11 protein-coding genes are annotated in these 19735 nt (G+C 70.0%); 2 read left to right on the top strand and 9 right to left on the bottom strand.

Translation table 11 applies throughout. The features are described 5' to 3' along the window. Positions 1 to 21: 21 nt before the first annotated feature. Positions 22 to 3042, bottom strand: a complete 3021-nt coding sequence (locus tag HNV26_RS19685) for a DEAD/DEAH box helicase (RefSeq protein ID WP_171441163.1) — start codon at positions 3040 to 3042, stop codon at positions 22 to 24. A 91-nt stretch (positions 3043 to 3133) separates the two neighbouring features. After that, complete coding sequence (locus HNV26_RS19680; RefSeq protein ID WP_253816804.1) at positions 3134 to 4795, bottom strand: tetratricopeptide repeat protein; 1662 nt, start codon at positions 4793 to 4795, stop codon at positions 3134 to 3136. Between the two features lie 316 nt (positions 4796 to 5111). Here HNV26_RS19680 and ybaL point away from each other — a divergent pair, with 316 nt between their 5' ends. Continuing rightward, positions 5112 to 6863: a YbaL family putative K(+) efflux transporter gene (ybaL, locus tag HNV26_RS19675; RefSeq protein WP_171441164.1), complete on the top strand. Its 1752-nt coding sequence runs from the start codon at positions 5112 to 5114 to the stop codon at positions 6861 to 6863. An 85-nt stretch (positions 6864 to 6948) separates the two neighbouring features. On the opposite strand, the gene HNV26_RS19670 is transcribed toward ybaL, so the two are convergent. From HNV26_RS19670 to HNV26_RS19640, 7 genes are all read right to left on the bottom strand, one after another. Continuing rightward, on the bottom strand, positions 6949 to 10416 hold the full coding sequence (locus HNV26_RS19670; RefSeq protein ID WP_171441165.1) for a methylmalonyl-CoA mutase family protein: 3468 nt from the start codon (positions 10414 to 10416) through the stop codon (positions 6949 to 6951). A gap of 76 nt (positions 10417 to 10492) precedes the next feature. Continuing rightward, the gene (gene meaB, locus HNV26_RS19665; RefSeq protein ID WP_171441166.1) at positions 10493 to 11476 is read right to left on the bottom strand and encodes a methylmalonyl Co-A mutase-associated GTPase MeaB; all 984 of its coding nucleotides are present in this window, start codon (positions 11474 to 11476) and stop codon (positions 10493 to 10495) included. Further along, entirely contained in the window at positions 11473 to 13665 is a 2193-nt protein-coding gene (gene scpA, locus HNV26_RS19660; protein WP_171441167.1) for a methylmalonyl-CoA mutase, read from the bottom strand. The genes meaB and scpA overlap by 4 nt, the downstream gene beginning before the upstream one ends. Further along, positions 13665 to 15554 (bottom strand): methylmalonyl-CoA mutase family protein, encoded by a 1890-nt coding sequence (locus tag HNV26_RS19655; protein WP_171441168.1) that lies wholly within the window; start codon positions 15552 to 15554, stop codon positions 13665 to 13667. Before HNV26_RS19655 ends, scpA begins: the two co-directional genes overlap by 1 nt. A gap of 80 nt (positions 15555 to 15634) precedes the next feature. Continuing rightward, on the bottom strand, positions 15635 to 16402 hold the full coding sequence (locus HNV26_RS19650; protein ID WP_171441169.1) for an RNase H family protein: 768 nt from the start codon (positions 16400 to 16402) through the stop codon (positions 15635 to 15637). A 55-nt stretch (positions 16403 to 16457) separates the two neighbouring features. Next, positions 16458 to 17099, bottom strand: coding sequence for a DsbA family oxidoreductase (locus tag HNV26_RS19645; protein ID WP_171441170.1), 642 nt, complete (start codon positions 17097 to 17099; stop codon positions 16458 to 16460). 152 nt (positions 17100 to 17251) lie between these two features. After that, entirely contained in the window at positions 17252 to 18325 is a 1074-nt protein-coding gene (locus HNV26_RS19640; RefSeq protein ID WP_171441171.1) for an NAD(P)H-dependent flavin oxidoreductase, read from the bottom strand. A gap of 666 nt (positions 18326 to 18991) precedes the next feature. On the opposite strand from HNV26_RS19640, the gene HNV26_RS19635 reads away from it, so the two are divergent. Beyond that, positions 18992 to 19408 carry a hypothetical protein gene (locus tag HNV26_RS19635; RefSeq protein ID WP_171441172.1) on the top strand — a complete coding sequence of 139 codons (417 nt, stop codon included), beginning with the start codon at positions 18992 to 18994 and terminating at the stop codon, positions 19406 to 19408. Positions 19409 to 19735 lie beyond the last annotated feature (327 nt).

Here is a 19735-nt window from a genome sequence, read left to right as displayed (position 1 = left end):
CATCCGGGGGACTTACGGCGGCTACTCGAGGAGTTGCATCAGGTCCGCACGCGTCAGCGCGGTGGCCCCGGAGCCGCCGCCGAGCGCCGCCTCGAACAGCTCCCGCTTCTTCGCCTGGAGCGTGAGGATCTTCTCCTCGACCGTCCCCTGGGACACCAGCCGGTACACCATGACGGGCCGCTGCTGACCGATGCGGTGCGCGCGGTCCGCGGCCTGTGCTTCCACGGACGGGTTCCACCATGGGTCCACGAGGAAGACGTGGTCCGCCGCCGTGAGGTTGAGCCCCGTCGCTCCCGCCTTGAGGGAAATCAACATCACCGGGGGGCCCTTCGGGTCCTGGAAGGACGCCGCCACCGCGCCCCGGTTGGCCGTGCTGCCATCCAGCCGGATGAAGCCGATGCCCGCTTCCTGGAGCGCGGGCTCGATGAGGTCCAGCATCGACGTCCACTGTGAGAAGACGAGCGCCTTGTGCCCGTCCTCTACCGCCGTGCCCAGTGCCTCCACCAGGGCCTGCACCTTCGACGAGGTCTTCGCCTGCTGGCCCGGCACGAGGGCAGGGTGGCACGCCGCCTGCCGCAGCCGAAGCAGGGCCTCCAAGGCCTTCAACACGCTGCCGCCCGCTTCGAGCTGCGACACCACTTCCTCGCGCGTCGCCGCGTAGACGGCGTCGTAGACGGCGCGCTCCCGCTCCGTGAGCGTCACGTGGCGCACGGCGTCCGTCCGGGGAGGCAGCTCCGGCGCCACGTCCCGCTTGAGCCTGCGCAGGATGAAGGGCCGGATGCGCGCCCGCAGCCGCTCCGCCGCGCCCTTGTGGTTGTCCGCGACCGGCCGTGCCCAGCGCTCCTCGAAGTCCTTCCGTCCGCCGAGCAGGCCCTGGTTGGTGAAGTGCATCAGGCTCCAGAGCTCCTCCAGCCGGTTCTCGATGGGCGTGCCACTCAGCGCCAGCTTGAAGTCCGCCTGCAATCCATATGCGGCTCGCGCCACCTGGCTGTCTGGATTCTTGATGGCCTGGGCCTCGTCCAGCACGACGGTGCTCCACTGCTTCGCGCCCAGAACCTCCGCGTCCAGGCGCATCAGGGCATACGTCGTCAGCGTCACGTCGGCCGACTCATCCAGCGCGCGTCCGGGGCCGTGGTACACGGAGACCTTCAGCGAGGGACGGAAGCGCTTCACCTCCGCCTCCCAGTTGGGCAGCACGCTCGTGGGCGCCACCACCAGGGTGCCCGGGCCCAGCGCGCAGATGGTCTGCAGCGTCTTGCCCAGGCCCATGTCGTCCGCGAGCACGCCGCCCAGCCCCGCCTGCCGGAGGAAGGTGAGCCAGCTCACACCCTGGAGCTGATACGCGCGCAGCGTCGCCGTGAGGTCTTCCGGCAGCTGAGGCTCGGGGAGCTTCTCGAAGCCCTTCACCAGGGGCGCCAGCCGCTCCAGGCCCGGAGGGGAGGGGTGCTCCAGCGCTTCACACAGGCCGGTGAGCTGCGGAATGGCGTGGTTGGCGAGCCGGCCATCCCGGCCTCGCGCGGACAGCAGGTCGGCCACGCGCTGGCCGTGGGACTTCAGCCACTCCGCGGGCAGGGGCGCCCAGCCGCCACCTTCCAGCGGCACCAGCCCGAGCCCTTCTTCCCAGGCCCGCATGACCGCCGCGGCATCCACGGAGCGGGGCGACTCCCGGTCCTCGCCCTCCACCTGGAAGTCGAAGGAGAAGCCCACGTGCGGCACGCCCTCGGAGACGGCGCCCGTCTCCACCTTGAGCACCGGGCGCAGTTGCACGTTCGGGTTCGTCACCACCGCCGCGCCATCCCCCGTGAGGCCCCCGCGCCAGCGCCGCAGCTTGTCGGCGAGCTGGACGGCTTCCTTCCCCTGCACCGTGACGCGCCGCCCGGGGGCCATGTTCAGCTCGTCGCGGAGCTGGTGGATGAGCATCTGCTCGGCGGCCTCGTCGCGCACGGGCGCGGCGCCCTTCAGGTACACCATGCGTCCGCTGTCGATGCGCACGGTCGGCGGCGAGCCATACACCAGCGTCGGCAGCACGGAGAGGCCGGTGTCGAGCTGGTTCAGCTCCAGGGAGATGCGAGGCTTCAGCGTGCGGTCGATGGGCGGCAGCCGTTGGCTACGCACATCCACCGGCATGCGCCGCGCGATGTCCGGCAGCACCTTTCCCGTCAGGTCTCCCATCTGGTGGGGCGCGAAGGCGCGCTCCTGCGGCAGCTTCTCCAGCCAGGGCCCCGTGAGGCCCTGTTCCCCCAGGGGACAGAGCGTCCCGCTGCACAGCGCGAGGCCGGGACTCACCACCTCGGTGACGCGCGGGTCCTTCTCCACCTTGAGCACCGTGTTCTCACCGCGGTCCTCCACGGTGACGCGGGGCATGAGGGGCTCGCTCGTCACCGACACCAAGGCGCCGTCGAAGAGCACTGTGCGCGCGGGCTCCAGGACGCGCAGCAGCGCGTGGAGCCGCTCGGGGGGCAGCGCGCCCCGGGTGGGCTTCAGCAGCAGCTTGTCCGCGAGCAGGTCGCACGGCTGTGTCTGGATGCGGGCGGCCTCCACGGGATTGGTGAGCAGCGAGGCCAGGCTGCGCGCCAGCAGTCGCGCGGTGTTGTCCGGACGCACCACCAGCCGCTCCAACTGGAGCCCGCCGTCCACGCGCTTGAACCGGTACACCATGCGCTCCGGCTTCGGCGCGCCCGCCGCGGGGGCGCCGGGCCGGGTGACGGTGTTCGCACCTGGGCGCGCGGCGGGGGCCGCCGGACGCTGCGCGGGGGCTCGCCGCGCGGTGGCATGCTGGTGGAGAATCAGCGCCGCCGCGACCACGTGCTCACAGGGGTCCACCCGGCCGCGGCAGTCGCACTCCCAGATGGCTTCATCCAGGTAGAGCACCGTCTTCACGGGGGCGGCCCGGCTGGGCACGCGCACTCGCAGCACGGCCTCTTCCTCATCCACGGACTGCACCGAGACGGCGCCCGCGCGAGCGAGAGTCGTGCCGGCAGACCAGGTGTCCGAGCGCGCTTCCTCCCGGACGGCATCGAGCAGCTCCGCGGTCGCAGACATACGAGGCCTGCTTCCCTATCCCCATGCGGAGCCTCGTGCAACCCGGGCCTCGTTCCGGGGGCGGCGGGGTGTCAGGGGGGGTTGCTTGGCATCAGGGCGCGGTCGTCGTGAGCGGAAAGTCCGCGCGCGCCCAGGCCTTCTCGAAAGCGGCGCGGGTGCGAGCCGCCTCCTCATGGCGTCCCTGCGCTTCGAGCGACTGCGTCAAGCCGAACAGGCCCCATCCATTCTTCGGGTTGCGCCGCAGGTCCTCGCGGTAGACGGCCTCCGCTTCCTGGCTGCGCCCGGCCTCCAGCAGCGCGGCGCCCTGGTAGTGGCGCACCGGGTAGAACCAGTCCGCAGGCTCGGCATAGGAGAGCCGGTCCGCGGCGTCGACGGCTTCCCGCCACAGCGTCAGGGCCTGGGGCCGGCCCTCGGCCTGGGCCACGCGGGCCTCCAACACGCGCACCGCGACGCCCAGCACGTCCTTCGCGGTGTTGAGGTTCGCGGCCATCGTCGGTGGCACGGTGCGGGCCAGTTGTCGCAGCTCGGCCAGCTCCGCGCGGGCTTGTGGCATCTGCCCCGTTGCCGCCAGCGCCATGCCGTGCGCGTGGAGCCAGAGGCCCGTCTGGACAGGGTACTTCGGGTTCGGGCGGGGCTCGGCGAGGAGGCCCTCCCAGTCCCCGAAGCGCACCATGGCGAACAGCGGCTGGGCCACGAAGAAGTCCATGCCCGGCATCATCGTGAGCAGCTCCGGCGGGAAGTGCTTCGCCGAGGCCCGGGCCGCCTCCAACGTCTCCTGCTTCCGTCCCTCCATCGACGCGGAGTACGCCAGGAAGCCGAAGTTGTGGGACGTGTACATGGGGTAGACGTGGCCGCGCGGCTTCGCCTGCTTCTGGTAGGCGAGGTCCGCCGCCGCCGCCTTCCGATTGCTTTCCGAGGCATCCGCGTAGCGGCCCACGCGCTGGTAGATGTGGGCCGGCATGTGGACGATGTGCCCCGCCTTCGGCGCCAGCGCGCCCAGCCGGTCCGCGGAAGGCTCGGCCTTCTCCGGGTGCGGCGAGGCCTCCACCGCGTGGATGTAATAGTGGTTCGCGCCCAGGTGGTGGGGGGCCCGGGTGAGCACGGACTCCAGCGTGGCGACAATCTGCTCCGTGCCCGGAGCCGGCGCCCCGTCCAGTGACCACAGCTTCCAGGGATTCCGGTCCATGAGGGCCTCGGCATGGAGCGTCTGCACGTCCAGGTCCTCCGGGTAGCGCGCGGCGACGTCCGCCATGGCGCTGGCATAGGCCTCGTTGAAGGGAGCCATCTTCTCTGGTGGCAGGGCCTCCGGGCCGGGGTAGCGCTGGACCAGCGCGGTGATGAGGGCCTGCTCCACCGGCGTCGAACGGGGGGCGAGCTGCCGGGCGCGCTGGAGGGCGTCCCAGGCGGCGGGCGCATTCTCCGCCAGCATGGGCATGTTGTAGTTGGGGCCCAGCACCAGCGCGACGCCCCAGAAACACATGGCGCAGGTGGGGTCCAATTGCGTGGCTCGGGCGAACGAGCGCGCGGCCTCGTCGTGGTTGAAGCCATACGCCAGCCGGAGGCCCTGGTTGAAGAAGGCCTGGGCCTGGGGTGAGGCCGTGGTGACCTTGCGTTCGTGCGTCCCCAGCCCGTCGAGCCGCAACGCGCCGTCTGCCAGGGAATCCAGGGCCGGGGCCGAGTGCTCCGCGGCGGCGGCGGATGTTCCTGCGAGGGCCAGGGCCAACATCAAGGCGCAGGGCAAGGGAGCACGCATGGGGGACCTCCGCGGGGATGTGCTCTTTCCTCAAGCTGGGGACGCGCCCACGCACCGCCCAGGGGGTGACATGGCGCGTTGCCTACTCGAAGTGATACCTGGCGGGCACATCACTCATCGCGTGCGGATCAGGGTTGGGAACAAGCCCGCGCCGTAGTAGATTCCCGCCCGGCGGAATCTCACTGCATCAGCACGAGCGTCCGCTCAAGACCACCCATGATCGAAAGGTGTTCGAGGGTTCCGCCCCCAGGGCTGGAGTCCTCGCGGCGCCGCTTTTTCATACCCCCTTCCGCGTAGCGCCCAGGGAGACTCCTCCGTGCCTCACGATACCACGCTCATCGCCACCATCGCAGTTGGACTCGGCCTGGCCTTCGTAGGTGGGTTCGTCGCTCGCTGGCTGAAGCTGCCACCTTTGGTGGGCTATCTCCTGGCCGGCGTGGCCGTGGGGCCGTTCACGCCGGGCTTCGTCGCGGACGGGGGCCTTGCCGGTCAGTTGGCGGAGATTGGCGTCATCCTGCTGATGTTCGGCGTGGGGATTCACTTCTCCATCAAGGACCTGCTCGCCGTGCGCAACATCGCGGTGCCGGGCGCCGTCGTGCAGATCGCGGCGGCCACCGTGATGGGGACCGCGGTCTCGCACTTGTGGGGTTGGAACCTGGGCGCGGGGCTGGTGTTCGGACTCGCGTTGTCCACCGCCAGCACCGTGGTGCTGCTGCGCGCCCTGGAGGAGCGGGGCATCCTCGATTCGGTGAATGGCCGCATCGCGGTGGGGTGGCTGATTGTGGAGGACCTGGCGATGGTGCTCGCCCTGGTCCTCCTCCCCGCGCTGGGCAACGTTCTGGGCTCCGCGGGCGCGCAGACGTCCGCGACGGAGGCCGCTGGAGGCAGCCTCATCTGGACCCTGGCCCTGACGCTGGGGAAGGTCTGCCTCTTCGTGGCGCTGATGGTGGTCGCCGGCACGCGGCTGGTGCCCTGGCTGTTGACCCAGGTGGCCAAGACGGGCTCCCGCGAGCTGTTCACGTTGTCGGTGCTGGCGGTGTCGCTGGGGATTGCGTTCGGGGCCGCCGCGCTCTTCGGCGTCTCCTTCGCGCTGGGCGCCTTCTTCGCGGGCGTGGTGGTCAGTGAGTCGGAGCTCAGCCACCGGGTGGCGGAGGATTCGCTGCCGCTCCAGGACGCGTTCTCGGTGCTGTTCTTCGTGTCGGTGGGCATGCTCTTCGACCCGATGGTGCTGGTGAAGCAGCCGCTCGAGGTCCTCGCCGTGCTGGGCATCATCGTCCTGGGCAAGTCGCTGGCCGCCTTCTTCATCGTGTTGGCGTTCCGCTACCCGGTGAACACCGCCCTCACGGTGTCCGCGAGCCTGGCGCAGATTGGGGAGTTCTCATTCATCCTGGTGGGGCTGGGCGTCACGCTCGGGCTGCTGCCAAAGGAGGGGCAGAGCCTGGTGTTGTCGGGGGCCCTGCTGTCCATCACCCTCAACCCGCTCGTCTTCAAGACCATTGATCCGCTGCTGGCGTGGCTGCGCCGTCACCCACGGTTCGCCGCGCGCATGGACCCCGAGGAAGACGAGCTGGCCGACCTGCCCATTGGCATGGGGGACGTGCAGCTGCGCGAGCACGCGGTGTTGATTGGCTACGGGCGCGTGGGCGGCGTGATTGGCCAGAGCCTGACGGAGCAGAAGATTCCCTTCGTGGTCGTGGAGCAGAACCGCGAGTACGTGGCGCGCCTTCGTGAGGAGGGCGTGCCCGCCATCTACGGGGACGCCGCGGTGCCCGGCATCCTGGAGCATGCGCACCTGGATACGGCGTCCATCCTCATCGTCGCCACGCCGGACGCGCTGCAGGCCCGCGCCATCGTGGAGCAGGCGAAAGGCGTGAATCCGTCCCTCCCCGCGGTGGTGCGCACGCATGGCGACGAGGAGCGGGACTACCTGGAGTCGCTGGGCGTGGACCGGGTGGTGATGGGCGAGCACGCGCTGGCACGGAGCATGTTGGACTACGTGCTGGAGCGGCTGTCCGCACTGAAGGCCCGGCCTCTGTTGCCGGCGCCCGCGGACGCCGTGGTGCCCTGAGGCCCGCGGGAGCCGAGGCGCGGCAAGCGCCTCGGCCCGTGAGACTCATCGCCGCGTCCGCCCGGATGGGGACGCGGCGTCAGCCTTACATGTTGCGCCGGTACTGCCCGCCCACCTCGTACAGCGCGCGGGAGAGCTGGCCGAGCGTGCAGACCTTACAGGCGTCCATCAGCGCGGCGAAGATGTTGCCGTTGTCCAGCGCCGCGCGGCGCACGGCCTCCAGGGCCTTGGGCGCCGTCGCCTCGTTCCGCTTCCAGAAGGCGTCGCGCGAGGTGATGGCGTAGTTCTTCTCCTCCGTCGTCGCGCGGATGACCTCGGGCGGCGTCACCGTCGGAGAGCCCTTGGGGTCCAGGAACGTGTTCACCCCGACGATGGGCAGCGTCCCGTCGTGCTTCAGCGTCTCGTAGTAGAGGGACTCTTCCTGAATCTTGGAGCGCTGGTACATGCGCTCCATGGCGCCCAGTACGCCGCCGCGCTCGGAGATGGCGCGGAACTCCGCCAACACCGCCGCCTCCACCAGGTCGGTCAGCTCCTCGATGATGAACGCGCCCTGGCTGGGGTTTTCGTTCTTGGAGAGGCCGAACTCCTTGTTGATGACCAGCTGGATGGCGAGCGCGCGGCGCACGCTCTCCTCGGTGGGCGTGGTGATGGCCTCGTCGTAGGCGTTGGTGTGCAACGAGTTGCAGTTGTCGTTGAGCGCGAGCAACGCCTGCAGCGTGGTCCGGATGTCGTTGAAGGCAATCTCCTGCGCGTGCAGGCTCCGGCCAGACGTCTGGATGTGGTACTTCAGCTTCTGCGAGCGGTCATTGCCGCCGTACTTGTCCCGGATGGCCTTGGCCCAGATGCGGCGCGCCACGCGGCCCAGCACGGCGTACTCCGGGTCCATTCCGTTCGAGAAGAAGAACGAGAGGTTGGGCGCGAAGTCGTCGATGTCCATGCCCCGCGACAGGTAGTACTCGACGAAGGTGAAGCCGTTGGCCAGCGTGAAGGCCAGCTGGGAGATGGGGTTCGCCCCGGCTTCCGCGATGTGGTAGCCGGAAATCGACACCGAGTAGAAGTTCCGAACCTTCTGGTCGATGAAGTACTGCTGGATGTCGCCCATCACCCGCAGGGCGAACTCCGTGGAGAAGATGCAGGTGTTCTGCGCCTGGTCCTCCTTCAGGATGTCCGCCTGCACGGTGCCGCGCACCGACTGGAGCGTCTTCGCGCGGATGCGCTCGTAGACGTCGCGCGGGAGCACCTCGTCGCCGGAGACGCCGAGCAGCAGCAGGCCCAGCCCGTCGTTGCCCTGCGGCAGGTCGCCCTGGTAGCGGGGCCGCGGCAGGCCGCGCTCGCGGTAGAGGGCATCCATCTTCTTCTCGACCTCGTCGACCTTGCCGTTCTCGCGAATCCACTTCTCGCACTGCTGGTCCACCGCGGCGTTGAGGAAGAACCCGAGCAGCATCGGCGCGGGGCCGTTGATGGTCATGGACACGGACGTGGACGGGTCCGCCAGGTCGAAGCCGGAGTAGAGCTTCTTCGCGTCGTCCACGTTGGCGATGGACACGCCCGAGTTGCCCACCTTGCCGTAGATGTCCGGCCGGTGGTCCGGGTCCTCGCCGTACAGCGTCACCGAGTCGAAGGCCGTGGACAGGCGCTTGGCGGGCAGGCCCCGCGACACGTAGTGGAAGCGCTTGTTGGTGCGCTCCGGGCCGCCCTCGCCGGCGAACATGCGCGCGGGGTCCTCGCCCTCGCGCTTGAGCGGGAAGACGCCCGCGGTGAAGGGGAAGGCGCCCGGCGCGTTCTCCCGCAGCAGCCAGGTGAGGATGTCACCCCAGTCTTCGTAACGGGGGAGGGCAATCTTGGGGATGCGCAGGTGGGAGAGCGTCTCCGCGTACAGGTCCAGTTCGATGACCTTGTCGCGGACCTGGAACTGGTACTTGGACGCGGCGTAGCGGCGCTTCGTCGCGGGCCACTCGGCCAGCAGCCGGCGGCAGTCGGCGTGGAGCCGTGACTCCAAGTCCTTGTACAGCTCCACCAGCTCGCTCAGGTAGGCGGGCTCGCCCTCGACGCGCTCGGTGACCTGCACCGTGTCCGAGGGGTCCTTGGGCTCGACGATTTCCAGGCGCTTCCTGCCCACGTTGGTGCGCAGCGCCTCGATGGTGCCGTGGAGCTGGTACATGCGCCGGGCGATGGCGGCCTGGGCCTTCACGAAGCCGTCATAGGACTCACAGGCCTCGACGATTTCCGCCAGGTAGCGCGTGCGCTCGGGCGGGATGATCCACTTCTTCTCGCTCATCCCCGGCGTGAGCTCGAAGCCGGACTTGAGCGGCGCGCCCGTCTTCGTGGAGATGGTGTCCATGAGCGCCCGGTAGAGCTGGTTCATCCCCGGGTCGTTGAACTGCGAGGCGATGGTGCCGTACACGGGCACCGCGTCATCCGCGGTGGTGAAGGCGTTGTGGTTGCGCTTCCACTGCTTGCGCACGTCGCGCAGCGCGTCCAGCGAACCGCGCTTGTCGAACTTGTTGATGGCGATGACGTCCGCGAAGTCGAGCATGTCGATCTTCTCGAGCTGCGTCGCCGCGCCGTACTCCGCCGTCATCACGTAGAGCGCCACGTCGGAGTGCTCGGTGATTTCGGTGTCGGACTGGCCGATGCCGGAGGTCTCCACCACGATGAGGTCGAAGCCGGCGGCCTTGCAGATTTCGATGGAGTCGCCCACGTGCTTGGACAGGGCGAGGTTGCTCTGGCGGGTGGCCATCGAGCGCATGTACACGCGCGGATTGTCGATGGCGTTCATCCGGATGCGGTCGCCCAGGAGCGCGCCGCCGGACTTGCGCTTGGACGGGTCCACGGACAGCACGGCGAGCGTCTTGTCCGGGAAGTCGGCGAGGAAGCGGCGCACCAGCTCATCCACGAGGCTGGACTTGCCCGCTCCGCCGGTGCCGGTGATGCCCAGGATGGGCACGCGCGGGCCCTTGGCCTGGATATGCGACATGGCCTCGCGCAGGGCCGCGCCCTGGGACGCGAAGTTCTCCGCGATGGTGATGAGCGGGGCAATCCGGGACGGCTCGCGCATCGAGGGCGCGTCGAGCAGGGGCGCGAAGTCCGCCGGCCGCTTCTCGAAGTCACACTGGGAGATGAGGTCGTCAATCATCCCCTGAAGGCCCATGGCCCGCCCGTCGTCCGGCGAGTAGATGCGCGTGACGCCGTAGCGGTGGAGCTCTTCAATCTCCGACGGGAGGATGGTGCCGCCACCGCCGCCGAAGACCTTGATGTTGGCCTTCCGCTCGCGCAGCAGGTCAATCATGTACTTGAAGAACTCGACGTGACCGCCCTGGTAGGACGTGATGGCGATGCCCTGCACGTCCTCCTGGATGGCGCAGTCGACAATCTCAGCCACCGAGCGGTTGTGCCCCAGGTGGATGATTTCCGCGCCCGAGGACTGCATGAGGCGGCGCATCACGTTGATGGCGGCGTCATGCCCGTCGAACAGGGAGGCGGCCGTCACGATGCGGACGTGGAAACGAGGCTTGTAGGGCTGGGGAACGGGTGTCTGCTGGACGTTTCGCACGGCGCGTACAGTAAGAGCGCCGTTTGTGTCGAGGCAAGGGATTGGAGCGTGACTGACCGCTCCTCAACGCGGGCTGTCAGGCCCTCGTTTCAGGGAGGAACGCGCCCAGCACCCGCAGTGCGGCCGACGTCGGTGTCGCACGCCCTTCGCGCACGTCCGCCTCCAGCGTGGGCACCAGTGTGGACACCTCGGGGTGCGCACGGAGGGCCGCTCGGAGGCCGTCCTGCACCATGGACCACATCCACTGCACCTGCTGCGCCTTGCGGCGGCGCTCCATCGCGCCCGAGGCCGCGCTCCGCCCGAGCTGCGTCTCGACGGATGTCCACAGCTTCTCGATGCCGGTGCCCTCCAGGGCGCTGCAGGTGGTGATTTCCGGCTCGGCGCCCGGCCGCATCAGGTGCAACGCGGCGCGTAGCTCGGAGCGGGCCCTTTCGGCGCGCGGCTTGTTGTCGCCGTCCGCCTTGTTGATGGCGAGCATGTCCGCCACCTCGAGGATGCCGCGCTTGATGCCCTGCAGTTCGTCCCCGGCGCCCGCCAGCATGAGCACCAGGTAGAAGTCCACCAGGTCGGCCACCACCGTCTCCGACTGGCCCACGCCCACCGTCTCCACCAGCACCACGTCGAAGCCCGCCGCTTCGCACAAGAGCAGCGTCTCGCGCGTCTTGCGCGCCACGCCGCCCAACGTGCCGCTGGAGGGACTGGGGCGGATGTACGCGGCCTCCTCGCGCGACAGCCGCGCCATGCGCGTCTTGTCACCCAGGATGCTGCCGCCGGACACGGTGCTGGACGGGTCGATGGCCAGCACCGCCACGCGCTTGCCGGCCTTCACCAGGTGCATGCCCAGCGCGTCGATGAAGGTGCTCTTGCCCACGCCCGGCACGCCGCTGATGCCCACGCGCCGGCTGCCACCCGTGGCGGGGAGCAGCCGCGTGAGGACTTCCTGGGCGAGCGCGGCGTGGCGCGGCAGCTCGCTCTCCACCAGGGTGATGGTGCGCGCGAGCATGGCGCGGTCGCCCGCGCGCACGCCGTCCACATACGCGTCCGCGGACAGCAGCTTCACGCCTCTTCCTCCAGCGACGCGGCCAGCTTGTCGAGCAGCTCGATGGCCGCCTTGGAGATGACCGTGCCGGGGCCGAAGATGGCCGCGGCGCCCGCGGCGCGAAGCGCGTCGTAGTCCTGCGCGGGGATGACGCCGCCCACGACGACCATGATGTCCTCACGGCCCAGCGCCTTGAGGGCCTGCTTGAGCTGCGGCACCAGCGTCAGGTGGCCGGCGGCGAGCGAGCTGGCGCCCACGACGTGCACGTCGTTCTCCACCGCCTGCCGCGCGGACTCCTCGGGCGTCTGGAACAGGGGACCGATGTCCACGTCGAAGCCCAGGTCCGCGAACGCGGTGGCGATGACCTTCTGGCCGCGGTCATGCCCGTCCTGCCCCATCTTCGCGATGAGGATGCGCGGCCGGCGGCCGAAGCGCGCGAGGAACGCGTCCGCCTTCTCGCGCGCGTCGATGATTCCCTGGGCGTCCTTGCCTGCTTCGCTGGAATACACACCCGTCACGCTGCGCACCGTGGCCTCGTAGCGCCCGAACACCTTCTCGAGCGCGTCGCTGATTTCGCCCACCGTCGCCTTGGCGCGGGCCGCGTCGATGGCCAGCGCCAGCAGGTTGCCCTCGCCGCGCCGTCCGGCCTCGGTGAGCGCGTCCAGCTTGCGGCGGACGTCCTCCGCGTTGCGCTCGGCGCGCAGCTCGCGCAGCCGGGCAATCTGCGCCTCGCGCACCGCCGAGTTGTCCACCTTGAGAATCTCGATGGAGTCCTCACGCTCGGGCGGGTACTTGTTCACGCCGATGATGGCCTGGCGGCCGGAGTCGATGCGCGCCTGGGTGCGCGCCGCCGCCTCCTCGATGCGCAGCTTGGGCAGACCTGCCTCGATGGCCTTCGTCATGCCGCCCAGCGCCTCGACCTCCTGGATGTGGGCCCACGCCTTGCGCGCCAGTTCGTGCGTGAGGCGCTCCACGTAGTAGCTGCCACCCCACGGGTCGATGACGCGCGTGGTGCCGCTCTCCAACTGGAGATAGAGCTGGGTGTTGCGGGCGATGCGCGCGCTGAAGTCGGTGGGCAGCGCGATGGCCTCGTCCAGCGAGTTGGTGTGCAGGCTCTGCGTGTGGCCCTGGGTGGCGGCCATGGCCTCCACGCAGGTGCGCACGACGTTGTTGAAGACGTCCTGCGCGGTGAGGCTCCATCCAGACGTCTGGCTGTGGGTGCGCAGCGCCAGGCTCTTGTCCGTCTTCGGGGAGAAGCCCTTGATGAGCTTCGCCCAGAGCAGGCGGGCGGCGCGCATCTTGGCCACTTCCATGAAGAAGTTCATGCCAATGGCCCAGAAGAAGGACAGGCGCGGCGCGAAGGCGTCCACGCTCAGTCCCGCCGCGAGCCCGGCGCGCACGTACTCCACGCCATCCGCCAGCGTGTAGCCCAGCTCCAGGTCCTGCGTCGCCCCGGCTTCCTGCATGTGGTAGCCGCTGATGCTGATGCTGTTGAAGCGCGGCATCTTCTCCGCCGTGAAGCGAAAGATGTCGCCGATGATGCGCATCGACGGAGCGGGCGGGTAGATGTACGTGTTGCGGACCATGAACTCCTTGAGGATGTCGTTCTGGATGGTCCCGCTGAGCTGCTCGGGGCGCACGCCCTGCTCCTCGGCGGCGACCACGTAGAGCGCCAGCACCGGGAGCACGGCCCCGTTCATCGTCATGGACACGCTCATCTGGTCGAGCGGAATCCGGTCGAACAGGATGCGCATGTCCTTGATGGAGTCGATGGCCACGCCCGCCATGCCCACGTCACCCGCCACGCGGGGATGGTCGCTGTCGTAGCCCCGGTGCGTCGCGAGGTCGAAGGCGATGGACAGGCCCTTCTGCCCCGCCGCGAGGTTGCGGCGGTAGAAGGCGTTGGATGCCTCGGCCGTGGAGAAGCCGGCGTACTGCCGCACCGTCCACGGCTGCTGCACGTACATGGTGGAGTAGGGGCCGCGCACGAAGGGCGGCAGGCCCGGCAGCGAGCCCAGGTGCTCCACGCCCTCCATGTCCTCGCGCGTGTACACCGGCTTGACGGGGATGCCCTCGGGCGTGTCCCAGCGCTCGGCGTTGCGCGTGGCCTCGCCGGCCTGACGCAGTTGCTGGTCGCGCGTGGGCGCGGCGGAGTGCGTTTCGGGGGCGTCGAATTCGATGCCCGAGAAGTCCGGTACGTGGGGGCGCATCAGGCCACTCCGAGCTGCTGGTGCAGTGAGGACAGGAGCGAGAACAGGTCCGCTCCCGCGTAGAAGAAGACGTCCACGCCGGCGGCGCGGAAGGCGGCCTCATGGTCACCGGGCCGGCCCGCCACGGCCACCGCACGCGCGCCCTTCGACTTCAGCGCCGCCGTCAACGCGGGCACCCATTCTGGATACAGCGCGTCCGGCCCGGAGATGACGGCGAGCTGCGCGCCAGATGCCTGGAACCGGGCCGCCGCGTCCGCGATGTCCGCGAAGCCATGCTGGTCCGCCGGCTCGATACCGCCCGCGGCCAGGACGTTGGCCGTCCACGTGGAGCGGGTGGTGTGTTCGGCCACCGTGCCCAGGCTGGCGAGGAAGGCCTTGGGGCGCGCGCCGTGCGCGGCGAGGTAGCGGTCGCTCGCGTCGCGCAGCGCCTCGAAGGGCTCGGCCGCTCGCGCCGGGCGCAGCGGCAGGGGGCCCGACGTCGCGGGCGCCGTGGCCGCGTCGGCGCGGGATTCCCGCTGAACGGGCGTTTCGCCCAGGTGGGGGAACTCACTCACGCCGACAATGGGCAGGCGGCGGGTGCGCACGGCCTTGTCGCGCGCCGCGCGCGTCTCCTCGAGCACGCGGGCCACGTCGCCGCTCGTGAGCGCTTGCTCCATGCCGCCCAGCGCCTCGATGCGCCGCAGCTCGGTCCACGCCGCGCGGGCGATGTCCTGCGTGAGCTGCTCCAGGTAGTAGCTGCCGCCCGCGGGGTCGGCGACGCGGTTGAGGCTCGACTCGTCGCGCAGGATGAGCTGCGTATTGCGCGCCAGCCGGCGGGAGGACGCGTCGGGCGTGCCCAGGGCTTCGTCGAACGGCGAGGTGCTGACGCTGTCCGCGCCACCGACGACGGCGGCGAAGGACTCCGCGGTGGCGCGGAGGATGTTCACCCACGGGTCCCGCTGCGTCTTCGTGGTGCTCGTGGTGCGCGCGTGCAGCACCATGGCCTGGGCCTCCGGCGAGCCGCCGCAGGCCGCCACGGCCTTGGACCACAAGAGCCTCGCCGCGCGCAGCCGGGCAATCTCCGGGAAGAACTGTCCCCCCACGGACATGGCGAACTGGACGGAGCGCGCCGCGACGTCGGGGGAGACGCCCGCGCGCTCCAGTCCGCGCAGGTACGCCACGCCCGTGGCGATGGCCCAGGCCAGCTCGTGCACCGATGTGGCGCCCGCGTCCGCGTAGGCGCGCGTGGACACGAGCAGCACCCGGAGGCCGGGCGCGGCTTCACGCAGCGAGGTGACCAGGGGCGCGGCCTGGGACAGCGTCGCGTCCAGCCCCGCGGGCAGCGAGCCCGTGCGGGCCAGGATGCCGAGCGGATCCACGCCGAGGCTGCCCTTCAGCGCCGCGCGGGCCACGCCCGTCTGCTCCGCGACGTGGAGCAGGTGCTGGGCGGCGGTCAGCGGGTCGGACTCGGGCTCCAGGTGGACGGGCGTCGCGTCCAGTGGCGCGTGGGCGAGCAGGCGTCGCAGGGCCTCGGCATCCGGTACGCGAACGCCGTGCGTGTCGCCCAGGTGGAGCCACACGCCCCAACCGCCCCGGTCCAGGTCCGTGCGGATGGCCTCGGCGGCCTGCGTCACGTCCGGCTCGCTGTACTCCTGGCACACCACCCATCCACCTTCGGTGAGGCCCAGGGCCTGGGTGCCGCGCACGTAGGGGGCCACGCCGGGCGGCTCGGGCGGCGCGACGGCGGCGTCCTGCTGTGTGTAGAGCGGCTGGAGCGACAGGCCGCCCTCCAACTGTGACTGGAGCGCGGTGAAGGGCTTGCCCTTCAGGTCCTTGTCCACGAGCCGGCGCCAGTCTTCCACCGACGGGGCCGGGAACTCCGAGGCGATATGGAGAGGCTCTTGAGCCATGCTGCGTCCTCGCGGGAGGGGAGTGGCACCGACCCATAGGCGCAATGGACCGGCGGGGCAATGGGCTTGGAGGGGCTGCCTCAGTCTTCCGACGGGACGTCCTGCCCCTTGAAGCCCCAGTCCTCCAGCACTTTGGCTTCATCCAACGCGTTCTTTGTCTTCTTGAAACGGGCGCCGGACACACCTCTTACCCGGCGCTCACACGCGGCCCAGGAGGCGTGGCGCTTCACGGAGCTGCCCACCTGGCTCAGGTAGGAGTACGCCTTGGCCGCGGCCTCCCGCTGTTCCTTGGGCTTCTCTGGGGGCAGTGACATGTCCTCCGGCAGGTCGTGCACGGCCACGCCGTAGCCGTGGAGCGGGCCGGTGTAGAGCTTCGCGTCACGCCCCTTGGAATAGGCCACGGCGATGGCGTCCACGCGCTCGTTGCCGGGAACGCCCACGTGGCCCCGGATGTAGAACCACGCCACGGCGGCGGCCTCTGCGGCATGGTTCTCCTTGCGCTGCGCCAGGAGCGCCATCAGCCGTTTCCAATAGATGGCGTTGGCGACCTCGCCGCCCTCGGCCGTCTTCCACCCGCGCCGGCTCCAGCCGAACGCCCATTTGGTGGCGCCCTGAATCACATACGTGGAGTCCGTGTGGATGTGGATGGGGCCCGGCGCGCGCTCCAGGTGGCGCAGGGCCTTGCCCACGGCCGTCAGCTCCATCCGGTTGTTGGTGGTCTCCGGCTCGTGGCCGCCCAGCTCCGTCACCAGCCCGTCGGGTGTGACGATGATGCTGCCCCAGCCACCTGGGCCAGGGTTTCCTGAACAGGCGCCATCAGCGAAGACAAGGGTCGGGCGGTGCTCCATGCCGGCACACTATTCGGCGCGAAGTGCTCCCGCCAGGACGGCGGTGGCCGCGCGCTCAGTGCACGGCACTCAGGGAGGGGCCCGGCCGGACGCGCGCGAAGGCGGCGCGAACGGCTTCTTCCGGCTGGGCGCCGCTCAGCAGGAGCACGGGCCCATTGCCCGCGAGCCGCATGGCCGGGACGCCGCGGATGCCCAGCCGTTGGGCCTCCTCCTCGTCGGCGAGCACGCGCGCGGTGTACCGGCCCGCCTCCAGTGCGCGTGTCAGGGACTCGCGGTCCATGCCTGCTTCCTCCGCCAGCGCCCCCAGCACGCACAGGTCCCCGATGTCCCGGCCGTCCGCGAAGAAGGCGCGGAAGAGGGCCTCATGGAACGGGGAGAAGGCGCCGGCGTCCTTGGCGAACTCGGCGGCTTCGAGCGCCAGCCGGCTCTTCGGTTGGACCGGCGGGGGCTTCATCGTCAGGCCCCGCTGCTCGGCCAACGGGTAGACGGTGCGGGCCCAGGCCGACCGCGGGGGCTCCGTCACCGGGGCGAGCGGCCGCGCGGGCACCGGACGCAGCTCGAACGCGCGCCAGTGGATGTCGAGCGCCGAGCCCAGCCGGGCATGTAACTGCTCGAGGACGGGGAGCTCGAGGTAGCAGAAGGGGCAGACGTAATCGCTCCAGACGTCGAGGCGGACTGGCGTGTCCGATTGGGCCATGGGCGAGGCTCCTTGAAGTCCCCCGCGGGGGACAACTCCTCACGTTGGCCATGCCCGTGCGGGCACGGGATGCAGTGGCGCCGGTCCTCCTGGACTCCAGCCGGGCGGGCGGGCCGTTGCCGCGCGCTTGTATGGATGGAGGGCGCGCCGCTTCACGAAGCCGAGAGTTCCTTGATGAGGGATTCCATCAGGGCGGGCACGGTCCGGTGCCGCAGGTTGGGCGTGGCCTGTCCTGCCCAGAGCGACACGAGGTCCGTGCGGCCCGCCTTGACGGCCGCGGGCTTGAGCTTCGACAGGAACCAACCCTGGATGGGGAAGGGCGCGAGCGCTGACAACTGATGGGCCACCTCCTCTGTCCAACGATTGCGCATGCCGCGCGCCAGCCGGCCCGTGAAGGACCTCGTCAAGGTCGTGTGCCTCGCGCGGTCGCTGAAGAGCAGCTCGCGGTGGGCGTCTGTTGTTCCCGATTCCTCGCAGGCAAGGAACGCCGTTCCCAGTTGCGCGGCCTGGGCGCCCAGGGTGAGCGCGGCGCGAATGCCTCGGCCATCCGCGATGCCGCCCGCCGCGATGACGGGCACCTTCACGCGGTCGGCGACGAGCGGCGTGAGGGCCAGCGTCCCCATCAGCGAGTCCTCGGCGCGCGCGAGGAAGGAAGGACGGTGTCCGCCCGCCTCGAAGCCCGTGGCCACGATGAGGTCGACGCCCGCCGCGTCCAGGGCCTCGGCTTCGGCCAGCGTGGTGGCCGCGCCGGAGGTGAGGATGCCCTTGCGCCGGCACTCCGCCAGGATGGACGCGGAGGGCACGCCGAACACGAAGCTGAAGATGGGGGGACGGGCTTCGAGCAGCGCCTCTACCTGCTCCTCGAAGCGGTGGTGGAAGCGCTCGGGCATGGCGGGCTTCTCCACGCCGAGCTCGCGGTAGTACGGCTCGAAGAGGCGGTAGGCGCGGTCGAACTCCTCAGGGCTGAGCGCGTCTCCTCCCGCGTCATGGTCGGAGACCCAGAGGTTCAGCGCGAAGGGCTTGTCCGTCAGCGCCCGAATCCGGTCCGCCACGCGGCCAAGCTCCTCGGGCGGGAGCTGATACGCCCCATACGAGCCCAGCCCTCCGAGATTTGATACCGCCGCCGCGAGTCGTTCGGTGGAGAGCCCGCCTCCGAAGGGGCCCTGGATGATGGGGTGTTGAATGCCCAGCTTCTGGAGGGCTTCGTTTGTTCGGTGCGGGCTCATCGCGGCTCCTTCGGTCGGGAATGGCGAAGGGATAACCGCGGACACTGGACGGGGTGGAGGAAATGACACGCGGAAGCGCGCGGGATGCCCGGAAGCGAGGCGCCGATTCCCGTTCCCGTGCAACTGGGCTTCTCGCTTCGTCCAGATGGCCTGTATGCCGGGGGCACGCGGCGTGCTCGGGCGTCCTGGACTTGACGATGACCCTTGGCCAGGGCCTCCGCTTCACGCTGCGCCGGCTCCGTGACAATCCCATCTTCACGCTGGTCGTGGCGGGGACGCTGGCGGCGTGAAGGGGCTTCAGGGCCGGGGAAGCTCGGCGGCGGACCCGGGCGCGGGTGGGCGCGCGGCGCTGGTCAACGCGGAACGATGGTGCTGTCGGCGGTGGGCCTCGATGACGTCGTGGCCTGCGCGGTGTTGCAGCGCACCCGCGAGCCGGGCCGCATGTGTCACCCCCCGCGGTGGTGCTCGGGGCGGACTGAGCATGTGTCCGGGGCCGCTGCGTTTCGACGGGCGCGGCGGTCATCGTTCCGCGAGGAGGGGCGGACGAGCTTGGAGGCGCGTTCCAGGGGGCGGGTCGCACCGTGGCACCGGATGGCAATGCCGCCGGGCATGGTCACGGTTGGCTTCGGAGGCGAGGTGCGCCCTCCAGGACGAAAGGGGTCGGTCATGAAGCTCAAGGTGATGGGGATGGTCGCGGGTCTGGCGTGGGGTGGCGCGGCTCTGGCGCAGGGCTCGCAAGAGCCGTCGATGCCGCAGGACCCATCGATGCAGCATCCACCCAGCAGCGGCTCGCAGACGTCCGGCGGCATGCAAGGCAGCCAGATGCAGGGCCAGCAGGAGCTGAGCGGCTCCGTGGTGGCTCTGCGGAAGGACAAGGTCTTCATCAAGGATGAGAACGGCGCGGTGGTGGCGATGGGCGTGAACCACTCCACGCAAATCGATGGGAAGCCCATCGAGAAGCACCGGGACATCCACAGCCACCTCCGGCGTGAAATCAAGGAGGGGGACCAGGTCCGGACCAAGTTCAACGTGGAGAAGACGACCGAGAACATGGCGTCTTCCATCGAGAAGGTGAACAAGTAGTCCACGCCGCACGGGACGGCCGCGGTCTGGAGCGTGACGGTGCAGGTTCACCGCCGCTCCGGCCGCGGCTTCCGCCGTTCCCGGATGCTGAAGGGACTCGGCTGGCGCCGGACTTCCCCTGAACCGGAGGGACGGTATTTCATCCGCGGTGGACCGGATTTCTTACCGGGATGGAAAGGGTTCTGGCCCCGTTGGCCCGGGGAGATGTCCCCAAGTGCTTGGAAATGCTGGCCTCGGGGCTTGGACCGGCGGCGGCACACGCCCTGCTATGGAGTGATGCAGCAGCGTGACGGGGCAGTACGGGTGGCGGGTAGGACGGGGCGGTAC

Origin of the sequence: Myxococcus xanthus, from assembly GCF_013116825.1 — a bacterium.
Lineage (GTDB): Bacteria > Myxococcota > Myxococcia > Myxococcales > Myxococcaceae > Myxococcus > Myxococcus xanthus_B.
This window is presented reverse-complemented; position numbering and strand designations above follow the sequence as displayed.